Source organism: Cerasibacillus terrae (assembly GCF_008039555.1).
Classification (GTDB): Bacteria; Bacillota; Bacilli; order Bacillales; family Amphibacillaceae; genus Cerasibacillus; species Cerasibacillus terrae.
The window spans coordinates 520,142-539,191 of sequence record NZ_VDUW01000001.1 but is presented as its reverse complement, the minus strand read 5'-3'; the positions used below and the strand labels follow the sequence as shown (position 1 = coordinate 539,191).

The 19,050-nt window shown below is 33.9% G+C and carries 24 protein-coding genes; 22 read left to right on the top strand and 2 right to left on the bottom strand.

Annotated elements, in window-relative coordinates; genetic code table 11:
• The first annotated feature begins 13 nt into the window (after nucleotides 1-13).
• Both gcvPA and gcvPB read left to right on the top strand, forming a co-directional pair.
• Nucleotides 14-1,366 (top strand): aminomethyl-transferring glycine dehydrogenase subunit GcvPA, encoded by a 1,353-nt coding sequence (gene gcvPA / locus FHP05_RS02750; protein ID WP_147665695.1) that lies wholly within the window; start codon nucleotides 14-16, stop codon nucleotides 1,364-1,366.
• Nucleotides 1,359-2,816 carry an aminomethyl-transferring glycine dehydrogenase subunit GcvPB gene (gcvPB, locus tag FHP05_RS02745; RefSeq protein ID WP_147665694.1) on the top strand — a complete coding sequence of 486 codons (1,458 nt, stop codon included), beginning with the start codon at nucleotides 1,359-1,361 and terminating at the stop codon, nucleotides 2,814-2,816. The genes gcvPA and gcvPB overlap by 8 nt, the downstream gene beginning before the upstream one ends.
• A 71-nt stretch (nucleotides 2,817-2,887) precedes the next feature.
• Here gcvPB and FHP05_RS02740 read toward each other — a convergent pair whose 3' ends face one another.
• A complete protein-coding gene (locus tag FHP05_RS02740) occupies nucleotides 2,888-3,253 on the bottom strand; it encodes a rhodanese-like domain-containing protein (protein WP_147665693.1) in 366 nt (121 codons plus the stop codon).
• A 260-nt stretch (nucleotides 3,254-3,513) separates the two neighbouring features.
• Here FHP05_RS02740 and mntR point away from each other — a divergent pair, with 260 nt between their 5' ends.
• Both mntR and FHP05_RS02730 read left to right on the top strand, forming a co-directional pair.
• The gene (gene mntR / locus FHP05_RS02735) at nucleotides 3,514-3,933 is read left to right on the top strand and encodes a transcriptional regulator MntR (RefSeq protein ID WP_147665692.1); all 420 of its coding nucleotides are present in this window, start codon (nucleotides 3,514-3,516) and stop codon (nucleotides 3,931-3,933) included.
• Between the two features lie 144 nt (nucleotides 3,934-4,077).
• Entirely contained in the window at nucleotides 4,078-4,977 is a 900-nt protein-coding gene (locus FHP05_RS02730; protein ID WP_147665691.1) for a patatin-like phospholipase family protein, read from the top strand.
• Between the two features lie 23 nt (nucleotides 4,978-5,000).
• Here the strand turns inward: FHP05_RS02730 and FHP05_RS02725 are convergent, their stop codons facing one another.
• The gene (locus FHP05_RS02725; protein WP_147665690.1) at nucleotides 5,001-5,369 is read right to left on the bottom strand and encodes an SA1362 family protein; all 369 of its coding nucleotides are present in this window, start codon (nucleotides 5,367-5,369) and stop codon (nucleotides 5,001-5,003) included.
• A 160-nt stretch (nucleotides 5,370-5,529) separates the two neighbouring features.
• Between FHP05_RS02725 and FHP05_RS02720 the strand changes: the two genes are divergently transcribed.
• The 18 genes from FHP05_RS02720 to xseA all read left to right on the top strand — a co-directional run bounded on the left by FHP05_RS02720 (nucleotide 5,530) and on the right by xseA (nucleotide 19,050).
• The gene (locus tag FHP05_RS02720; protein ID WP_147665689.1) at nucleotides 5,530-6,024 is read left to right on the top strand and encodes a YqhR family membrane protein; all 495 of its coding nucleotides are present in this window, start codon (nucleotides 5,530-5,532) and stop codon (nucleotides 6,022-6,024) included.
• Nucleotides 6,025-6,118: 94 nt separating this feature from the next.
• Nucleotides 6,119-6,568 carry a type II 3-dehydroquinate dehydratase gene (aroQ, locus tag FHP05_RS02715; RefSeq protein ID WP_147665688.1) on the top strand — a complete coding sequence of 150 codons (450 nt, stop codon included), beginning with the start codon at nucleotides 6,119-6,121 and terminating at the stop codon, nucleotides 6,566-6,568.
• 22 nt (nucleotides 6,569-6,590) lie between these two features.
• Nucleotides 6,591-7,652, top strand: a complete 1,062-nt coding sequence (locus FHP05_RS02710) for a M24 family metallopeptidase (protein WP_147665687.1) — start codon at nucleotides 6,591-6,593, stop codon at nucleotides 7,650-7,652.
• A 44-nt stretch (nucleotides 7,653-7,696) separates the two neighbouring features.
• Entirely contained in the window at nucleotides 7,697-8,260 is a 564-nt protein-coding gene (gene efp, locus FHP05_RS02705) for an elongation factor P (RefSeq protein ID WP_147665858.1), read from the top strand.
• A gap of 134 nt (nucleotides 8,261-8,394) precedes the next feature.
• Complete coding sequence (gene spoIIIAA / locus FHP05_RS02700; RefSeq protein WP_147665686.1) at nucleotides 8,395-9,318, top strand: stage III sporulation protein AA; 924 nt, start codon at nucleotides 8,395-8,397, stop codon at nucleotides 9,316-9,318.
• Nucleotides 9,315-9,827 (top strand): stage III sporulation protein SpoIIIAB, encoded by a 513-nt coding sequence (gene spoIIIAB, locus FHP05_RS02695; RefSeq protein WP_147665685.1) that lies wholly within the window; start codon nucleotides 9,315-9,317, stop codon nucleotides 9,825-9,827. The genes spoIIIAA and spoIIIAB overlap by 4 nt, the downstream gene beginning before the upstream one ends.
• Nucleotides 9,828-9,909: 82 nt before the next feature.
• On the top strand, nucleotides 9,910-10,116 hold the full coding sequence (gene spoIIIAC, locus FHP05_RS02690; RefSeq protein WP_147665684.1) for a stage III sporulation protein AC: 207 nt from the start codon (nucleotides 9,910-9,912) through the stop codon (nucleotides 10,114-10,116).
• Nucleotides 10,117-10,127: 11 nt separating this feature from the next.
• Nucleotides 10,128-10,520 carry a stage III sporulation protein AD gene (gene spoIIIAD, locus FHP05_RS02685; protein ID WP_147665683.1) on the top strand — a complete coding sequence of 131 codons (393 nt, stop codon included), beginning with the start codon at nucleotides 10,128-10,130 and terminating at the stop codon, nucleotides 10,518-10,520.
• A 26-nt stretch (nucleotides 10,521-10,546) separates the two neighbouring features.
• Nucleotides 10,547-11,725, top strand: coding sequence for a stage III sporulation protein AE (gene spoIIIAE / locus FHP05_RS02680; protein WP_147665682.1), 1,179 nt, complete (start codon nucleotides 10,547-10,549; stop codon nucleotides 11,723-11,725).
• A gap of 9 nt (nucleotides 11,726-11,734) precedes the next feature.
• Complete coding sequence (gene spoIIIAF / locus FHP05_RS02675) at nucleotides 11,735-12,376, top strand: stage III sporulation protein AF (RefSeq protein WP_147665681.1); 642 nt, start codon at nucleotides 11,735-11,737, stop codon at nucleotides 12,374-12,376.
• Nucleotides 12,363-12,992, top strand: a complete 630-nt coding sequence (spoIIIAG, locus tag FHP05_RS02670) for a stage III sporulation protein AG (protein ID WP_147665680.1) — start codon at nucleotides 12,363-12,365, stop codon at nucleotides 12,990-12,992. Before spoIIIAF ends, spoIIIAG begins: the two co-directional genes overlap by 14 nt.
• A 12-nt stretch (nucleotides 12,993-13,004) precedes the next feature.
• Nucleotides 13,005-13,547, top strand: a complete 543-nt coding sequence (locus FHP05_RS02665) for a SpoIIIAH-like family protein (protein ID WP_147665679.1) — start codon at nucleotides 13,005-13,007, stop codon at nucleotides 13,545-13,547.
• 341 nt (nucleotides 13,548-13,888) lie between these two features.
• Complete coding sequence (gene accB, locus FHP05_RS02660) at nucleotides 13,889-14,389, top strand: acetyl-CoA carboxylase biotin carboxyl carrier protein (protein WP_147665678.1); 501 nt, start codon at nucleotides 13,889-13,891, stop codon at nucleotides 14,387-14,389.
• A 14-nt stretch (nucleotides 14,390-14,403) separates the two neighbouring features.
• On the top strand, nucleotides 14,404-15,759 hold the full coding sequence (accC, locus tag FHP05_RS02655) for an acetyl-CoA carboxylase biotin carboxylase subunit (protein ID WP_147665677.1): 1,356 nt from the start codon (nucleotides 14,404-14,406) through the stop codon (nucleotides 15,757-15,759).
• A gap of 16 nt (nucleotides 15,760-15,775) precedes the next feature.
• Nucleotides 15,776-16,165, top strand: coding sequence for an Asp23/Gls24 family envelope stress response protein (locus FHP05_RS02650; protein ID WP_147665676.1), 390 nt, complete (start codon nucleotides 15,776-15,778; stop codon nucleotides 16,163-16,165).
• A gap of 130 nt (nucleotides 16,166-16,295) precedes the next feature.
• Nucleotides 16,296-16,682 (top strand): transcription antitermination factor NusB, encoded by a 387-nt coding sequence (gene nusB, locus FHP05_RS02645; RefSeq protein WP_147665675.1) that lies wholly within the window; start codon nucleotides 16,296-16,298, stop codon nucleotides 16,680-16,682.
• Between the two features lie 174 nt (nucleotides 16,683-16,856).
• Nucleotides 16,857-17,714: a bifunctional methylenetetrahydrofolate dehydrogenase/methenyltetrahydrofolate cyclohydrolase FolD gene (gene folD, locus FHP05_RS02640; protein WP_147665674.1), complete on the top strand. Its 858-nt coding sequence runs from the start codon at nucleotides 16,857-16,859 to the stop codon at nucleotides 17,712-17,714.
• On the top strand, nucleotides 17,707-19,050 hold the full coding sequence (gene xseA, locus FHP05_RS02635) for an exodeoxyribonuclease VII large subunit (protein WP_147665673.1): 1,344 nt from the start codon (nucleotides 17,707-17,709) through the stop codon (nucleotides 19,048-19,050). The genes folD and xseA overlap by 8 nt, the downstream gene beginning before the upstream one ends.

Sequence of the window (19,050 nt, the reverse complement as noted above, 5' to 3'; positions counted from 1 at the left end):
GGGAGGCTTTCTAATGGACTTTCGTTACTTACCAATGACTGAAGATGATAAACAGAAAATGTTGGATACAATTGGAATAAATACAACGGACGAGTTATTTTCTGATATTCCAAGTAGTATTCGATTATCAGAACCACTAAATTTAAAAAAACCAGCAAATGAACCAGCATTAAAAAAAGAATTAACGAAGATGGCAGGTAAAAATGCTAATCTTATTGACTATACATCTTTTTTAGGTGCGGGTGTTTATGATCACTTCATTCCTTCTGTTGTAGACCATGTCATTTCAAGATCTGAATTCTATACTGCTTATACACCGTATCAACCTGAGATTTCACAGGGAGGCTTACAAGCGATTTTTGAATTTCAAACAATGATTTCGGAATTAACCGGACTTCCTATCGCTAATTCCTCTATGTATGATGGTGGAACAGCATTAGCAGAAGCAGTTACCTTAAGTGCTGGTCAGACGAGAAAAAACAAAGTACTTGTTTCTAAAGCGGTTCACCCCGAATCAAGAGAAGTTATTCAGACGTATGCAAGGGCACAACATATTGAAGTTGTTGAAATTGATATCAAAGATGGAAAAACAGATCTTCATCATTTAGAAGAGCTTTTAGATGATGAAATTGCTGGTGTAGTCATTCAATATCCGAACTTCTTTGGGATAGTAGAGCCACTTGCAAAAGTAAATGAATTAATTAAACAAAAGAAAAAGACAATGTTTATTGTTTCAAGTAATCCATTAGCTTTGGGATATTTAACACCACCAGGGGAGTTTGGAGCAGATATTGTCGTTGGGGACACACAAGTATTTGGTATTCCGGCACAATTCGGGGGACCACATTGTGGTTATTTTGCAACAACCAAGAAGCTTATGCGTAAAGTTCCTGGCCGCCTAGTTGGACAAACGGTTGATGAAGATGGAAAAAGAGGATTTGTTTTAACTTTACAAGCAAGAGAGCAGCATATTCGCCGTGATAAGGCAACATCAAACATCTGTTCAAACCAAGCGTTAAATGCACTTGCAAGTTCTGTTGCAATGAGCTCCATTGGCAAACATGGTTTAAAACAAATGGCTGTTTTAAATATGCAAAAAGCGCGTTACGCAAAACAAAAACTTGATGAACTTGGTTTGAAAACTATCTTTGATGAGGCATTTTTCAATGAGTTTGTGATTGAATTACCTGTATCTGTTCAAAAGGTAAATGAACAGCTTTTTGACAAAGGTTTCATAGGTGGGTATGATCTTGGCTTTTTCTATCCTGAATTAAAAAATCATATGTTACTTGCAATCACTGAAATTCGGACAAAAGAAGAAATAGACACTTTTGTAGAAGAATTGGGGGCGATTATCCATGGCTAATAAAGATTTTCCATTGATATTTGAACGAAGTCAAGCAGGAAGAGTAAGTTTTAGTTTACCTGAAATGGATGTTCCAGAAGTCGAGCTTACGGATGAATTTGATGAGGAATATGTTCGTGATACACCTCCGGAACTTCCTGAATTAAGTGAATTGGAATTGATGCGTCATTATACTGCATTATCTACACGTAATTTTGGTGTTGATTCTGGTTTCTATCCACTAGGATCATGCACAATGAAATATAATCCGAAAATAAATGAAGATGTAGCTAGATTACCTGGATTTAGTCATATTCATCCATATCAAGATCCTGAAACAGTGCAAGGTGCATTGGAAATGATGTATGATATGCAACAAGAACTAAAAGAAATTACTGGAATGCATGAAATATCATTACAACCAGCTGCAGGTGCACATGGGGAATGGGCAGGTCTAATGATGATTCGAGCATTTCATGAAGCAAATGGTGATTTTCATCGAACAAAAGTGATTGTTCCTGATTCAGCGCATGGAACAAACCCCGCATCTGCAACAGTTGCTGGATTTGAAGCGGTGACAGTGAAGTCCAATGAAAAAGGACTGGTAGATTTAGAGGATTTAAAACGTGTTGTCGGTGATGACACTGCTGCCTTAATGTTGACAAATCCAAACACATTAGGACTTTTTGAAACGGAAATTTTAGAAATGAAACAAATTGTTCATGATGCAGGTGGAAGACTGTATTATGATGGGGCTAATTTAAATGCCATTATGGGGTATGCGCGTCCAGGAGACATGGGATTTGATGTTGTGCATCTAAACTTACACAAAACATTTTCTGGTCCACATGGTGGAGGTGGCCCTGGTTCAGGTCCTGTTGGTGTTACGAAGGAATTAGAGCCATTTTTACCGAAACCAGTGATTGTTAAACGAGATAATTTCTATGATCTTGACTATGATCGTCCAAAATCAATCGGTCGTGTAAAACCATATTATGGAAACTTCGGAATTTACTTACGTGCCTACACCTATATACGTACATTAGGTGCAGAAGGATTGAAAAAAGTAAGTGAATATGCTGTATTAAACGCAAACTATATTATGCGTAGATTGGAAGATGCTTATGTACTACCGTTTAATCAGCATTGTAAACATGAATTCGTATTATCTGGAAAGAAACAAAAACAATTAGGTGTACGTACATTAGATATCGCAAAACGCTTACTTGATTATGAATATCATCCACCAACCATTTACTTCCCATTAAATGTAGAGGAAGCAATGATGATTGAACCACCGGAAACTGAAACAAAAGAAACGTTGGATGATTTTATTGAGACAATGCTTCAAATTGCTGAGGAAGCAGAAAATAATCCAGAACTTGTTCAAGACGCACCACATACGACAATTGTAAGACGACTAGATGAAACATTAGCAGCAAGAAAGCCTGTTCTGCGTTTCACAAAATAAATAGATTAGAAATATAAAAAACCAGGCATTGTAATAGTAGATACAATGCCTGGTTTTATGATATATCTATCTTATTTAACTTTTCCTGTCCATTTTTTAAAACCACCTTTTAGATGGCTCAAATCTTGATACCCATTTTTATGAAGAACCTGTGCAGCTCTTGCTGAACGAAATTCACTTTGGGCATAGAGATAGATTGGCTTATCTTTTCTTAATTCAATTAATCTTTGTTTTAACTGTGTTAAAGGAATATTTCTAGCACCTAAAATATGTCCATTCTTAAATTCTTGTGGTTCGCGAACATCAATGAGTTGTGCTTTTCGATAACCTTCAATAAATTGTGCCTCTGTTAATGTCTTTAAATAAGTACGTTGCCTAAAGTATCTAAAGACACTAATTGTAAGTAAAATAACAAGAACAATAATTAAAACCTTCATGCATACTTCCCCCGTATTTCATTAATACTTATAATTATATGGTCAAACTAATTTTTTTTCAAAGGTTTTCCTGTATTTATAGAATAACATAAAAGCTATAAAATAATAAGGAAACAGTTTTTACCTAATACAAAATTATTTATGTAAACAATGAGGTGTTTGTCAAATAGAAAAAGAAAGGTTGTATGTATGACCTTTTTAAGGTATGCTATGTATGAAAGATTTTTGCCCTAAATGAAAAAAGTAAAAGGGGAGATACAATGCCAACACCTAGTATGGAAGATTATATTGAAAAAATATATTTATTAATAGACACGAAAGGATATGCACGGGTATCCGATATTGCAGAAGAATTAGAAGTCCATCCATCTTCGGTTACTAAAATGGTACAGAAACTTGATAAAGATGATTATTTGGATTATGAAAAATATAGAGGATTCGTTTTAACAGATAAGGGGAAGAAAATAGGAGAACGTCTTGTATTTAGACATGAATTACTTGAAGACTTTTTAGAAATCATTGGGGTGGATAAAGAAAACATTTATAATGATGTGGAGGGAATTGAACATCATTTAAGCTGGAATTCAATTGATCGTATCGCTGATTTGGTGAATTATTTTAAAGTAGATGAAACAAGGGCAAAAGAATTGCGAAAAATGCAAAATTTAACATCAAAATAAGTTCTACATCCTATCTCTCTTGCTTATACTATACAAACGGGACAGCAAATGAAAAATTTTACTTCATTTAAATATATGATCCCTTGTTAAAATAAGCATCACATAGTATCTGACTTTGTATTATGCTGTAAGGGGAGATAATGGATGAAAATTGATGCTGTTTTTTCTGGTGGTGGTGTGAAAGCATATGCCTTTATAGGTGCCCTAGAAAGCTTGGAAGCAAAAAGTCTACGTATCGAAAGGGTTGCGGGGACATCCGCTGGAGCCATTTTCGCTTCATTACTAGCTGCGGGCTTCTCACTTGAGGAAATTAAGCAGAAATTACAAGGTTTAGATTTGAGAAGATTTTTAGATGCACCAAAGCTAACTTCCATTATTCCAGGTAGTAAATGGCTTTTTTTATATTTTCAAATGGGTCTTTATCATGGTAGAAAATTGGAGCAGTGGATAAGGGAATTATTAGCTGAAAAAGGTGTTTATACATTTGCTGATCTTAAGGAAGGTTACTTAAAAGTTGTTGTAAGTGATTTGACTCTAGGAAAATTAGTTGTCCTGCCAGATGATTTATATAGGGTTTATGGGATAGATGCAAAGTATTTTCCTGTTTCCGAAGCGGTTAGAATGAGTGCGGGATTCCCATACTTTTTCATGCCTAGTAAATTACATGGAACAAAAAAAGAAGCCAGTTTTGTAGTAGATGGAGGGCTTTTAAGCAATTTTCCATTATGGATATTTGAAAATAATAACAAGCAAAAAAAGCCGTATCAACGACCTGTTCTGGGAATAAAATTAAGTGAATCAGTCGAAAATCCACGTCCAAAAAAAATCAAAAATGCAATCGATATGTTTTTAGCTCTTTTCTCAACTATGAAGCAAGCACATGATGCTAGGTACATATCAAAGTCAGACCAACATAATATTGTTTTTATTCCTGTACAAGGAGTGGAAACAACAAATTTTCATATTCGTGAATCGTCTATCGAACAATTAATTAATCTTGGGAAAGAGCATACAGAGATATTTTTAAAACGGTGGCCATCCTAAGAATGATACAAAAAACGAACTTCTTAGTTTGAAGCTCGTTTTTTCCTTTTTGACTTATTTCCATCAATTACTCGAAGATGGGAATATTTTTTATTAGCATTTTTTCGAATGGGAGATTCTTTTTTTGTCTGATTGTGTTTTGGTTTGTTTGTGTTGGAATATTTTCGTTTTGATTGTTTGACGGCCTGCTGGTATTTCTTCATCTCATTTGAATTGTTTCGATTTCTGAAAAAGAAGAAATAGATCCCCGCGATGATGAGTGCACTAATGGCTAATCCAGTAAGTGTTCTTACAAGAAAACCTGTTAAATTGGTAAATACTTGTGAGGTAACCCCGATTATGGCAAGACCGATTATCACATAGATGAACAGAGATGCCTTACCTTTTTTCATTGATTTTGTCACCCTCCTTATTTAAATCCTACTTTCTTGTATTCCACTATTTCTAGTAATTATACCTTTTTTTGCAATATCTATTCCATTTGATAATTCGTAATTCCTTTGCATTTCTTTTTATGTATTTGGTGATAGTAAGAATGGAGGTGTTTTTATTATGTCAGAAAATAATAAAGTAAAACAAGATGATAAGCCTATTCCAGCTGAAGAATCTACTTTAAAAAGAGCGTTAATGACTGGTTTTATTGGTGGATTATTTTGGAGTATAATTTGGGTGTTTACATATTATTTTAGTTTTTCAGAGCTTGCACCTAAATCGTATTTACTTCGTTCATGGTTGCATAGGGAGTGGACAGATAAATTATTAGGTGATGTTGTATCCATTTTATTAACTGGTATTATATCAATGATTATTGCTTTAATATACTATATGCTCATAAAAAAAGCTACAACTTACTTAGCAGGAATAATGTATGGGATTGTATTATGGGTGATTCTTTTTTATATATTACAACCTATTTTCCCTAATATACCATCATTACATGAATTAGACAAAGATACTATCATTACAACATTATGTTTATTCATTGTTTATGGTACTTTTATTGGATATTCTATTTCTTATGATTATCATGAATACCAAAATGAATAAGGAAGTTTTAAAATAGAAAAAAATGACAACAATAATTATCTTCCAGCTGTTTTTATGATAAGATAATAGAAGAAATAGCAAGGGGAATGAAGATATGAATAGAATTTTATTACTTAATGGCCCGAATTTAAATTTATTAGGCAAGCGTGAGGTAGACGTTTATGGCCAATTTACATTAAATGATATAGAGACAGAAGTAAATAAAGTTGCCAAAGAAAAAGGCTTTGAGGTTGATTGTGTCCAATCAAATCATGAAGGAGTTCTAATTGATGAGATTCAAGTCGCGGTAGGAAAATACGCAGGAATTATTTTTAATCCAGCCGCTTATACACACACAAGTGTTGCCCTCCTTGATGCTATCCGTTCGGTTGATGTTCCAATAATCGAAGTACATATTTCGAACATTCATAAGCGGGAAACATTTCGCCAAAAATCGATAACAGCATCAGCATGTGTTGGGCAAATTGTTGGTTTAGGATTAGCTGGATACCGATTAGCATTTCTAGCTCTTGTGGAGGAAATCATACCTTATCATAATCATTAAGTGTTCAAAGGAGATGGAGATATTGGAGAAAGTTACAAAAATAAGAGAAATATTAAATGAGCAAAATTTAGATGCACTTTTAATTACAAAACCAGTAAATAGAAGATATGTGACTGGATTTACTGGTACTGCAGGTGTTGCGATTGTAGGTGACTCAGACGCTGTATTTATTACTGATTTTCGTTATACCAAACAGGCAGATGCACAAGTGAAACAGTTTGACATTATTGAGCATAAACAAGGGATGCTTCAAGAAATAAAAGCACAATTAACAAAAATGCATGCGAAAAGAATAGGTTTCGAAAAAAATGATTTAACTTTTGCTGCTTATGAACAGTATAAAAAACATATTGAAGGTGAATTAATCCCAACGGAGCAGATTGTGGAACAACTTCGTCTTTACAAAACAAAAAATGAATTAGCTATTATGCAAAAAGCTGCTAAAATTGCGGATGATGCATTTCTACATATTCAAAAATATATTAAGCCTGGCGTCAAGGAAATTGAAATATCGAATGAACTCGAATTTTTTATGCGAAGGGAAGGTGCCACATCATCTAGTTTTGACACAATTGTAGCTTCTGGCTATCGTTCTGCATTACCACATGGTGTTGCATCAACAAAGGAAATCCAATCTGGAGAACTTGTTACAATGGACTATGGTGCCCTGTATGAAGGATATTGCTCTGATATCACAAGAACGGTTGGGGTTGGAGAAATTAATGATCAATTGAAGGATATTTATGATACCGTTTTAGAAGCACAACTACGGGGAGTTAAAGGTGTTAAACCCGGAATGACTGGTAAAGAAGCAGATGCACTGACAAGAGAATATATCACAGAAAAAGGCTATGGCCAATATTTTGGTCACTCAACAGGTCATGGTCTAGGTATGGAAGTACATGAAGCGCCTTCATTATCAAAAGCATCTGGCACAGTATTAGAACCTGGAATGGTTGTAACTGTTGAACCGGGGATTTATATTCCAGATATTGGTGGATGTAGAATTGAAGATGATATTTTTATCACTGAATCTGGAAATGAACGCTTGACAAAGGCTCCAAAAGACTTGATTATATTATAGATATGGATTTTCATTGATTGTGAATTGAAGGAGGAAATAATATGATGATTTCAGTTAACGAATTTCGAACTGGACTTACGATTGAGTTCGAAAATGATGTATGGCAAGTAATTGACTTTCAGCATGTGAAACCTGGAAAAGGTGCTGCGTTTGTACGTAGTAAATTACGTAGTTTACGAAGCGGTAATATCCAAGAGAAAACATTCCGTGCAGGTGAAAAAGTGGCCAGGGCCCATGTAGACCACCGGAAAATGCAATATTTATATGCATCTGGTAACACACATGCATTTATGGATACAACTACATATGAACAAATTGAATTACAGTCCAGTCAAATTGAATATGAATTGAAATTTATTAAAGAAAATACTGAAGTTGCACTTGTTATGTATGAAGGAGAGGTATTAGGTATTGACTTACCGAATACGGTTGAGCTTGAAGTGAAAGAGACAGATCCAGGTATTAAAGGAGATACAGCAAGTGGAGGCTCTAAACCTGCAACACTTGAAACAGGTCTTGTTACACAAGTACCATTTTTTGTTAATGTAGGTGATAAATTAGTTATCAATACATCGGACGGTAAATATGTTTCCCGTGCTTCTAATTAAATGAGATAACTATACTTTTAAAACAGTCCATTCGGGCTGTTTTTTCTTTTGGAAAAATAAATGATAAGTCATAATTTGTCCAAACAGACATACATTTACTATAAAGCTGATGATATAAAAAAGTAGGGGTTACAATGGATGAAATTTTACGTCTTTTTCCTAAGCAGATCCGAGATAATATGGAAAAACAAATCGCAAAACGTTGGGGGAGCCTTCAGGAAATTCGCTTTCGATTACATCAACCGATTGAACTGATTTTTGATTATGATATTGAATGGATGAATCACCCAATCCCCACAGCCGAAGACAGTGTTTTTGTTGTAAATCAGTTAAGTGAATTTTCCCTATATCGTTTATCAGATGAACTTCGGGAAGGTTTTATCACAATAGAAGGTGGTCATCGAGTAGGGATTGCTGGGAAAGTGAACACTGTAAATGGGGCAGTAAAGGCAATTCAACATATTACATTTTTTAATATTCGGATTGCTAAACAAAGGATTGGTGTTTCACAGCATATCATTCCCTATTTATATGAAAATGGTTATAAAAATAGTTTATTTATTGGAGCTCCTCAGACAGGAAAAACAACCTATATTCGTGATTTAGTTCGAATTATTTCAACAGGGTGGGAAAATGTTTCACCGAAAAAAGTGGGTGTAATTGATGAAAGGTCAGAGATTGGCGCATCTATTAAAGGAATCCCACAGCATGATCTTGGGCCTAGGACAGATGTTCTTGATGCTTGTCCAAAAGCAGAAGGAATGATGATGATGATTCGATCGATGTCCCCAGAAATATTAGTTGTTGATGAAATCGGAAGCAAAGAAGATGTGGAAGCACTATTAGAAGCAATTAATGCAGGAGTTCATGTTGTTTGTACCATTCACGGTAATTCCATTACAGAATTGAAAAAAAGGCCGTCTATACGACCTTTATTTAAGCAACAAGTTTTCGAGAGGTTCATCCTCATTGATCAAAAGCAAGTTGGAAAAGTGAATACCATTTATGATGAAACGATGCAAAACTTACTACGAAAAAAAAGGTATGTTGTCAGATGAAGTGGATTGGAGCACTTCTTGTCATGATTGCAACAACGTGGATTGGCTTTGAATGGAGTAGCAAATTTTCGAATCGGCCAAAGCAGATTCGCCAATTAAAAAATGCATTACAAATTTTAGAAGGGGAGATCTTGTATAGCCAGTTACCACTGCAGGAGGCATTTTTTGTTATCAGTAAACAAATTCCCCAACCGATCAAACATTTTTTTCAAACATTAGCAGAACAAATGGAAAAAAACCAAGCAGCATTTCCATTAATATGGGAAAAGGAAGTCTCTAAATTAATTCGACATTCCTACTTAGGAAAAAATGAAGGAGAGATTTTGTATCAATTTGGCCGCTCAATTGGTCAGCATGATTTTTCTCAACAACAAAAACATATTTTTTTAACAATGAGTCATTTAGATAGGGAGTTACAAGAGTCAAGAGACGAGCAACTAAAATTTGCAAATATGGCAAAATCACTTGGATTATTATTAGGCATATTTATTGTGTTAGTACTTCTGTAATTTTGCTAGGTAAAACCATGTTAGTGGTTCACTTACCATTTATACAGAATAAATATACAGATAGTTGGGGGGGTCATGAATCATGATATTAGATGCTACCATTTTATTTCAAATTGCCGGAATTGGCATAATTGTTGCAATTATTCATACTATATTAAAACAAATGGGAAAAGAGGAAATTGCCCAATTTGCAACATTGGTAGGCTTTATCATTGTCCTAGCTATTGTCATTCATGGTCTCTCTGATTTGTTTCAAGAAATTAAATCTATATTTCTGTTTCAAGGTTAGGTTAGATTTATATGGAAATTATTCATCTTGTTGGAATTGGAATAATCGCCAGTATTTTATATATTACTTTACGAGAATTAGGAACGACATTTGGATTTTTAATTATATTGATTGCTAGTGTAATTATCTTTTTGGCTGTCATTAAACAGATTGGTACTATTTTTCAATTAATTCATCATTTAGGACAAAAAGCATCTATTGAAGGAATGTATATAGGAACTATTCTAAAAATCATTGGAATTGCATATATTACAGAAATTGGAGCAGATTTGACTAGGGATGCTGGATTACATGGTGTTGCAACAAAAATTGAACTAGCTGGCAAAATATTTATTTTAATTATTGCGATACCAATCATAACCACTGTTATTGAATCTATTTTAAATTTTCTACCGATTACTTAATTGGTATTCTCGAAAGAGGGAACTTGATGAAAATTAAACGACTAATATTATTCATCCCCCTTTTTTTACTGTTTACCGGGCAAACTTTTGTACAAGCAGAAACGGAAGAAGATAGTGACTTGTTAGTGGAAGAAGAAATCTTTGAACAAATTTCATTGGATCATATTGAAACATATTGGAAAAGATTAGGAAATGATTATGGGGGTTATTTACCCGAAATTAAAAAGACAAGCTTAATGGAGTTTGTTAAAGAAAATAATACATTTTCGATTAAAAATAGTTTGCTAGGTGCTTTGAAATATTTATTACATGAAATTATTTTAAATGGAAAATTATTAGGAATGATTTTTTTACTTACTTTATTTTCCGTATTTTTACAAACCTTACACACCTCTTTTGATAACGGAACAGTTAGTAAAATTGCTTATTTTGTTGTTTATATTGTGCTATTGTTTTTAGCTTTAAATAGCTTTTATATTGTTGTTTCTTATGCAAAAGACGCAATTGATGGGTTGAGTAGTTTCATGATTGCGTTAATTCCGCTTATGCTTGGTTTAATGGCTAGCTTTGGAAATGTAATGGCAGTCTCCTTCTTTCATCCGATTATCGTATTTTTAGTCCATGTTAGTGGTGTTCTTGTAGCAAAGATTATTTTTCCACTACTACTTATGTCAGCACTTCTTTTTATCGTTAGTAGTTTAAGTGATAAGTATAAAGTAACTTATTTAGCAAATTTATTTAAAAATATTGCTTTAGGTTTATTAGGCGCCTTTTTAACCATTTTTTTAGGTGTTATGTCTGTACAAGGAGCGGCAAGTGCGGTACAAGATGGAATTGGAATGAAAGCGGCAAAATTCGTTACTGCAAATTTTATCCCTGTAGTAGGACGAGCATTTACGGATGCAACAGATACGGTTTTAAGTGCATCATTATTGCTAAAAAATGCAGTAGGAATCGTAGGCGTTGTCATTATTTTGTTTATCACTTTATTTCCAGCCTTAAAAATTTTTGCGATTGCGCTTATATATAAAATAGCTGCAGCATTACTACAACCAATTGGTGATGGACCGGTTATTACCAGTTTACAAACCATCAGTAAATATATTATGTATATCCTTGCCAGTTTAATGGTTGTTTCTATTATGTTTTTTCTAGGAATTGTCATTATTATTGCGGCAAGTAATTTGACAATGCTTTTAAGGTAGGGTGATCTCGTGGATTATATTATTCAATGGACAACACAAATTATTATATTTATAATCCTAGCCATTATTATCGATCTGATCATTCCTAATAATGCATTGGAAAAATATATCCGGTTTGTAATGGGGCTGATTTTACTATTACTATTTTTGCAACCCATATTACAACTTTTTCAAGTAGATGTTCAATCAACTGTTGAAAAGACATTTGCCCGTACAATGAACCAAATGGAGACAAATTATTCTAAGGGGTCACTAGAAAATATGATTGAAATTGAAAAAAGTGAAATAGAATTGACACAACATGCATATATTTTAGAAGAAATGGCTGTCCAATTAAAAGAACTTGCAAAAGAACCCCTTCAAGAGGAGTTTCAAGTCGAAATTATGACCATCGATTTTCTATTTGAAAATGAGGAGGATTTCTCTTATGAAAACTTGCAAGAGGTAATTGTTTATGTAGGAGAAGAAGAAAACAAGGATAGGGAGGGAGTAGTTAATGAAGTGGATGAGGTAGTCATTGGTCCAGAAGACAAAGAAACAGAAAAAGATGAAATAGACAAAGAGGAGATAATCTCTCATTTAGAGGAAATTTGGCAGCTATATGATAAAAAAATAGTTATCGAATGGGAGGGGGGAAATGTTGTTTCGTAAATTAAAAGATTTTCTGTCTAGTAGAAAGGGAGATGAACAAAAAAAGCCCTTAAAAGGATATATCATCATAATTGGATTGATTGGGCTTTTGCTTTTGATTGTTGGTAATATATTTACCCCTGAGAAAGAGAATGATTTAGAAGTAGAACAATATTCACATGAAACAACACAAGAATCAAACCAGAATAATCATGATCCATCATCAACGACAACGGATTATAAGACATTAGAAAAAAGTTATGAAAAAGATCTACAAAACATGTTAGAAAATATTCAAGGAGTTACTGGAGTAGAAGTGATGGTTAATCTAGATTCAACTAATATTAAAATATATGAAAAGAATCTAATTAAAGGGAAGCAAGTAACAGATGAACAAGATAAAAATGGAGGAAGTAGAGAAATAGAAGAAAATACCGAGGAAACACAAATTGTTGTTGTCCGGCAAGGGGACAAAGAAACTCCTTTACAAGTTCAAACAAAAAAACCTGATGTAAGAGGGGTCTTTGTTACTGCAAAAGGAGTTGAACAGCCAACGACAAAGAAATGGGTCATTGAAGCAGTTTCCAGGGTGCTCGATGTCCCTACACACAAAGTCTCTGTTATGCCAAAAAATTAAGGAGGAAAGAAAATGTTAAAAAAGCAAACTGTATGGTTATTGACGATGTTAAGTCTTATTATTGTTTTAAGTGTTTATTATATTTTTTCACCGGATAGGGAAGACCTAGCTTTTAAAAACGATGATGGACAAGAGGAACAAATGAATACAGATGAAGTCACAGAAGATGTGGATGTAGATATTACAAATGCAAGTAATGATGAATTATTTACAACCATCCGAATGGATATTGAGGATGAGCGTAGTAGAACAAAGGACCGTTTTAAAGCAATAGTAGCTTCCAGTGAAGCAACTTCAGAAGAAAAAAATGAAGCATTGAATAGTATAGAACAAATTGAACAAACTACATCTAAAGAATTTATTTTGGAAAAAATGTTATTAGACTCAAAAGAATATAAGGATGTTTTAGTCCGTTCTAATGATGACAAAGTTCAGGTGCATATTAAAGAGGATCAATTATCAAAAGAAGAAGTAGATCATATCATGCAAATTGCCAGAGACGAGTTTGGAGATAAAACAGTCGATGTTATTTTTCAAGAAGCTACAACAAAATAAGTATATAAAAATATGATCTAGGAAAATGCCTGGATCATATTTTTTTGCTTCTAGATTTTAATCAAATGAATGAAGATTCGCATGAAATGAATAACACTGCTATACTAAAATCATAAAATGACAGCAATAACTAAAATAATTAAAGTGATGTTTTCGTAAAAACTTTATATTGTGCAAATTTTATCGCCCTACATGTTATCACTATAATATAATAAGTTCGGTGGAAGGAAATATATTTTATAATTAAAAATAAGTTATGTATTGAAGTTTCCCTTCGTATTGGCGTAATATATTAAGAGGAGTTATTAATACCTAATCATAATTTGAAGGGGTGTACCATATTGTTAACAATTGAAGAAATTCGAGAATTAATAAAAATAGTTGATGAGTCATCACTTGATGAGTTTACTTATGAAACCAACGGTGCAAAAGTGAAAATGAAAAAAGATACACAATATCATGAAGGATATACAATATATCAACCAGTTCAGACAGATGAAAAAACACAGGAGCAGATGTCTGTTGAAACGATGCCTGTTCAGTCAGATTCCAAACAAACGGAAACAGGTGAATCATCGAAAAAAGAAACAACCTCTGACTATGACCATGAAATCGTTTCTCCTATGGTTGGAACGTTTTATGCTGCACCAAATCCTGAAAGTGATCCATATGTGAAAGTTGGCTCCGAAGTTCAATCTGAATCAATTGTTTGTATTGTAGAAGCGATGAAATTATTTAATGAAATTGAAGCGGAAGTGACTGGCGAAGTTGTGGAAATAATGGTAGAAGATGGAGAGTTAGTGGAATATGGTCAGCCATTGTTCAGAGTGAAAACAACATGAGGGGAAGAAAAAAAGTGATAAAAAAACTGTTAATTGCCAACAGGGGAGAGATAGCCGTACGTATTATACGCGCGTGCAAAGAAATGGATATTAAAACAGTTGCAGTATACTCAGAAGCTGACCAAGAGTCCCTACATGTGCAGTTAGCGGATGAAGCATATTGTATAGGGCCAGCTTCTAGTGCAGAGAGTTATTTGAACTTCACGAATATAATGAGTATTGCAACATTATCAGATGTTGATGCAATCCATCCAGGATATGGTTTTCTTGCGGAAAATGTAGACTTTGCTGAAGTGTGTAAAGCTTGTAATATCATATTTGTCGGTCCGTCACCTGAATCTATTCAAAAAATGGGGATAAAGGATGTAGCTAGGGAAACAATGAAAAATGCTGATGTTCCTATTGTTCCGGGTTCAGATGGTGTAATTAAAGATGAAGCAGAAGGAAAAGAAATTGCTGAAAGAATCGGTTATCCAGTTATAATTAAAGCAACAGCTGGTGGCGGTGGCCGAGGAATTCGAGTTGCCTACAATGAAGAGGAACTCATAAAAGGAATTCAAATTACACAAAAAGAAGCGGAGACTGCTTTCGGAAATCCTGGGGTCTATTTAGAGAAATATATAGAGGATTTTCGTCATGTGGAGATACAAATACTAGCAGACCAATATGGAAATGTGATACATTTAGGTGAAAGAGATTGTACTATTCAAAGAAGACTACAAAAGCTCGTAGAAGAAACACCTTCCCCAGCAATTACACCAGAAATTCGCCAATTAATGGGAGATGCAGCTGTAAAAGCGGCTCAGGCGGTTAACTATGTTGGTGCAGGTACAATTGAGTTTATCTTTGATCGTACAAGTAAACAATTTTATTTTATGGAGATGAATACAAGAATCCAAGTAGAGCACCCTGTTACAGAGATGGTAACTGGTGTTGATTTAATAAAAGAACAAATTAAGATTGCAAATCAAGAGCCCTTAAGTATGAAACAAGTAGATATTCAAATCAAAGGTTGGTCAATGGAGTGCCGCATTAATGCTGAAAATCCATATAAGCAATTTATGCCATCACCTGGTAAAATAGATATGTATTTAGCTCCGGGTGGATTAGGAGTTCGAGTTGATTCAGCGGCATATACTGGTTATAAGATTCCACCACATTATGACTCTATGATTGCGAAACTAATTACATATGGATCGACACGTGAAGAGGCAATCAGTAAGATGAAGCGTGCACTTGATGAATTTGTGATAGAAGGTATTCATACAACAATTCCTTTTCACCATACATTGATGAACCATGAAGTCTTTAATAATGGAGATTTTAATACAAATTTCTTAAAAGAATATCCAATTGTTGAAACGAAATAATTAGAGGAGTGAGGCTATGAGTGAAAATCCTTTATTAGATGTAAGTGAAGATACAGGCTTGGGTAAAATTGAAATTGCTCCCGAAGTAATAGAGGTTATTACTGGAATTGCGGTGTCTGAAGTTGATGGAATCGCATCCATGCAAGGAAATTTTGCATCTGGAGTTGTTGAACGATTTGGGAAAAAGTCACATAGTAAAGGTGTAAAGGTAGATTTATCAGAAGAAAAGGTTTCCATCGACCTTTATGTGAATTTAAAATTTGGTGTATCTATACCAGAAGTTGCTGGAAAAGTACAATCAAATATTCGTCAAACAGTTAAAAATATGACAGCATTAGAAATTTCCGAAATCAATGTACACATCGTTGGTATTGAAATGAAAAAAGAAAGCAAAGAAAATCATTAATAATCAAGGCCAAAAGAAATTTATTCCTTTTGGCCTTGATTTATCATGTTCACAATTCATATGTTTGATAGCATAACATGATGAATCATGGTATTCTTTGTAAGAGAAATAATTGAAGGAGTACGGTCAAATGAATAGGCGAGAAGCACGTGAAAAAGCATTTCAAATATTATTTCAATTGGATATTAATGATTCTGCAACAGAAGAAGTCATTCGAGATTTTCTGAAAAAGGAAAAGGAAGATGCCTACTTAAAAAGTGTTGCAGAAGGTGTTCTAATGAACAGAAAAGAAATTGATGAAAGAATCTCAGATAAACTGAAAAACTGGTCATTCGATCGACTAGCTTCAGTTGAAAAAACTACTTTACGTATTGCTACGTATGAAATGTATTACATAGATGGAATTCCGTTAAAGGTAACGATTAATGAAGCGGTTGAATTAGCAAAAAAGTATGGAGAAAGCTCTTCTGGAAAATTTGTTAATGGTGTTTTGTCCCGTATGAATGAAGAAAAATAATTAATGGATAAATCCTATGACATAACAAAAAAGTCACTTTTAAAATGCTTATTATATGGAATTATTTTGAAGTAAAAGATTTATTTCAATAGCGCTAATCTTGACAATAAAGTATAGGGAACAACTATAAGTAAAATACTTCTTAGAATCTTGTTATAAGAAAGGTATGATAACATGGGTGCAGAAATAATTAATGGGAAAGAATTATCTAAATCTCTAAAGGGAAAAATGAAAAAAGAGGTATCTATATTAAAGGATAAAGGTCTAATTCCGCATTTAACCGTTGTTTTAGTCGGGGATAACCCAGCATCGAAATCTTATGTATCCGGAAAGGAAAAAGCCTCTCGCGAAGTTGGTATTTCATCTGAAATCATTCATTTAGAAAATTCAATAGCGGAAAAGGATTTGCTTGAAGTAATCGATAAACTGAATAAAGATAAAAATGTACATGGGATATTAGTACAGCTTCCACTTCCAGAACACATTCAGGAACAACATGTTATTGAAGCCATTAACCCAGCGAAAGATGTTGACGGCTTTCATCCGATAAACATTGGTAGAATGATGACAGGTCAAGATACCTTCTTACCATGTACACCATATGGAATTATAACCATGTTAAAATCAAAAAACATTCCAATGGAAGGAAGACATGCAGTCATAATTGGACGCAGTAATATTGTTGGTAAACCAATTGGACAAATGTTATTGAATGAACATGCAACCGTTACATATTGTCACTCAAGAACTCCTAATTTGAAAGAACATACAACAAAAGCAGATATTTTAATTGTCGCTATTGGAAAAGCAAATGTAATTACTGCCGATTATATAAAAGAAGATACAGTTGTTATTGATGTTGGAATCAATCGATTAGATAACGGTAAGTTGACGGGCGATGTGCACTTTGAAGAAGTAGAGAGAAAAGCAGCGTATTTAACACCAGTTCCTCGTGGAGTTGGTCCAATGACAATTACAATGCTTTTAGAAAACACAATTAAAGCTGCAAAAGGATTGACAAATATTGATTGACAAATATTTGACCGTTACTGCCTTAACAAAATATATTAAGCGTAAACTTGATATGGACAAGCATTTACGTACAGTATGGCTTAAAGGGGAAATCTCTAATTTTAAGCACCATAACCGAGGACATATGTACATGACAATAAAAGATAAACAAACTCGAATTCAGGCTATTATGTTTGCTGGAAATAATCGTTATTTGAAATTTATGCCTGAAAATGGAATGCAAGTCCTTATAAAAGGGGAAGTTAGTGTCTTCGAAGCAGCAGGACAGTACCAGTTATACATTAAAGCCATGGAACCTGATGGAATTGGTGCATTGTATGTTCAATTTGAACAACTAAAAAAGAAGTTACAAGAAAAAGGGTATTTTTCTGACCACTATAAAAAGCCGATTCCTTCTTTTCCGAAACATATCGGTGTAATTACATCTCCGACAGGGGCTGCGGTAAGAGATATTATAACAACGATTAAACGAAGATATCCAATTGCTGAGATAACCATAATTCCCGTTCTGGTTCAAGGACCTACGGCAGCACAAACTGTTGTGAATGGAATTAAATTGGCCAATGAAAAGGAAATTTTTGATGTTTTAATTGTCGGTCGTGGTGGGGGTTCCATTGAGGAATTATGGTGTTTTAATGAGGAAATCGTGGTAGATGCCATCTATCATTCCAAATTGCCAATTATTTCTGCCGTTGGCCATGAAACGGATACAACTTTATCAGATTTTGTTGCTGATTTAAGAGCTCCAACGCCAACAGGTGCCGCAGAACTTGCCGTGCCATCCTACCAACAATTGATGGAAAAAATAACTGCATTAAGAAATATGATTCAAGGAACAATCCAGCAAAAATTAAATCATCATCAAAAGATGCTTAAACGTTTAGAGGAATCATATGCATTCCGTTATCCAGAACAATTAATAAGACAAAAAGAACAAGAACTAGATAAAGAAGTTGATCGTCTCAGAAGGCAGACGCAGAATATTTATCGACAAAAACAGGAAATGCTTCATTTTCTTAATAGACGTTTAAATACCCAATTTCCTAAAAAAAAGTTAGACCATGCTTTATTAGAGTTTTCTCGAATAATGAATCGCAAAAGTGAAAGCATGAAAAGTTATATAGAACAAAAGTCGAACCAACTTGCTCTAAATATTGAAAAACTAGTTTTATTAAACCCACTAAAAACATTAGAACGCGGATTTTCAATAACATATACTCCACAACAGGAAATATTAAAAACAAGTGAACAGATTGAGGAAAACGAACAAATTACCGTTCGAATCACAGATGCTACCTTACACTGTAAAGTTTTAAATAAAGAGGAGATTGAATAA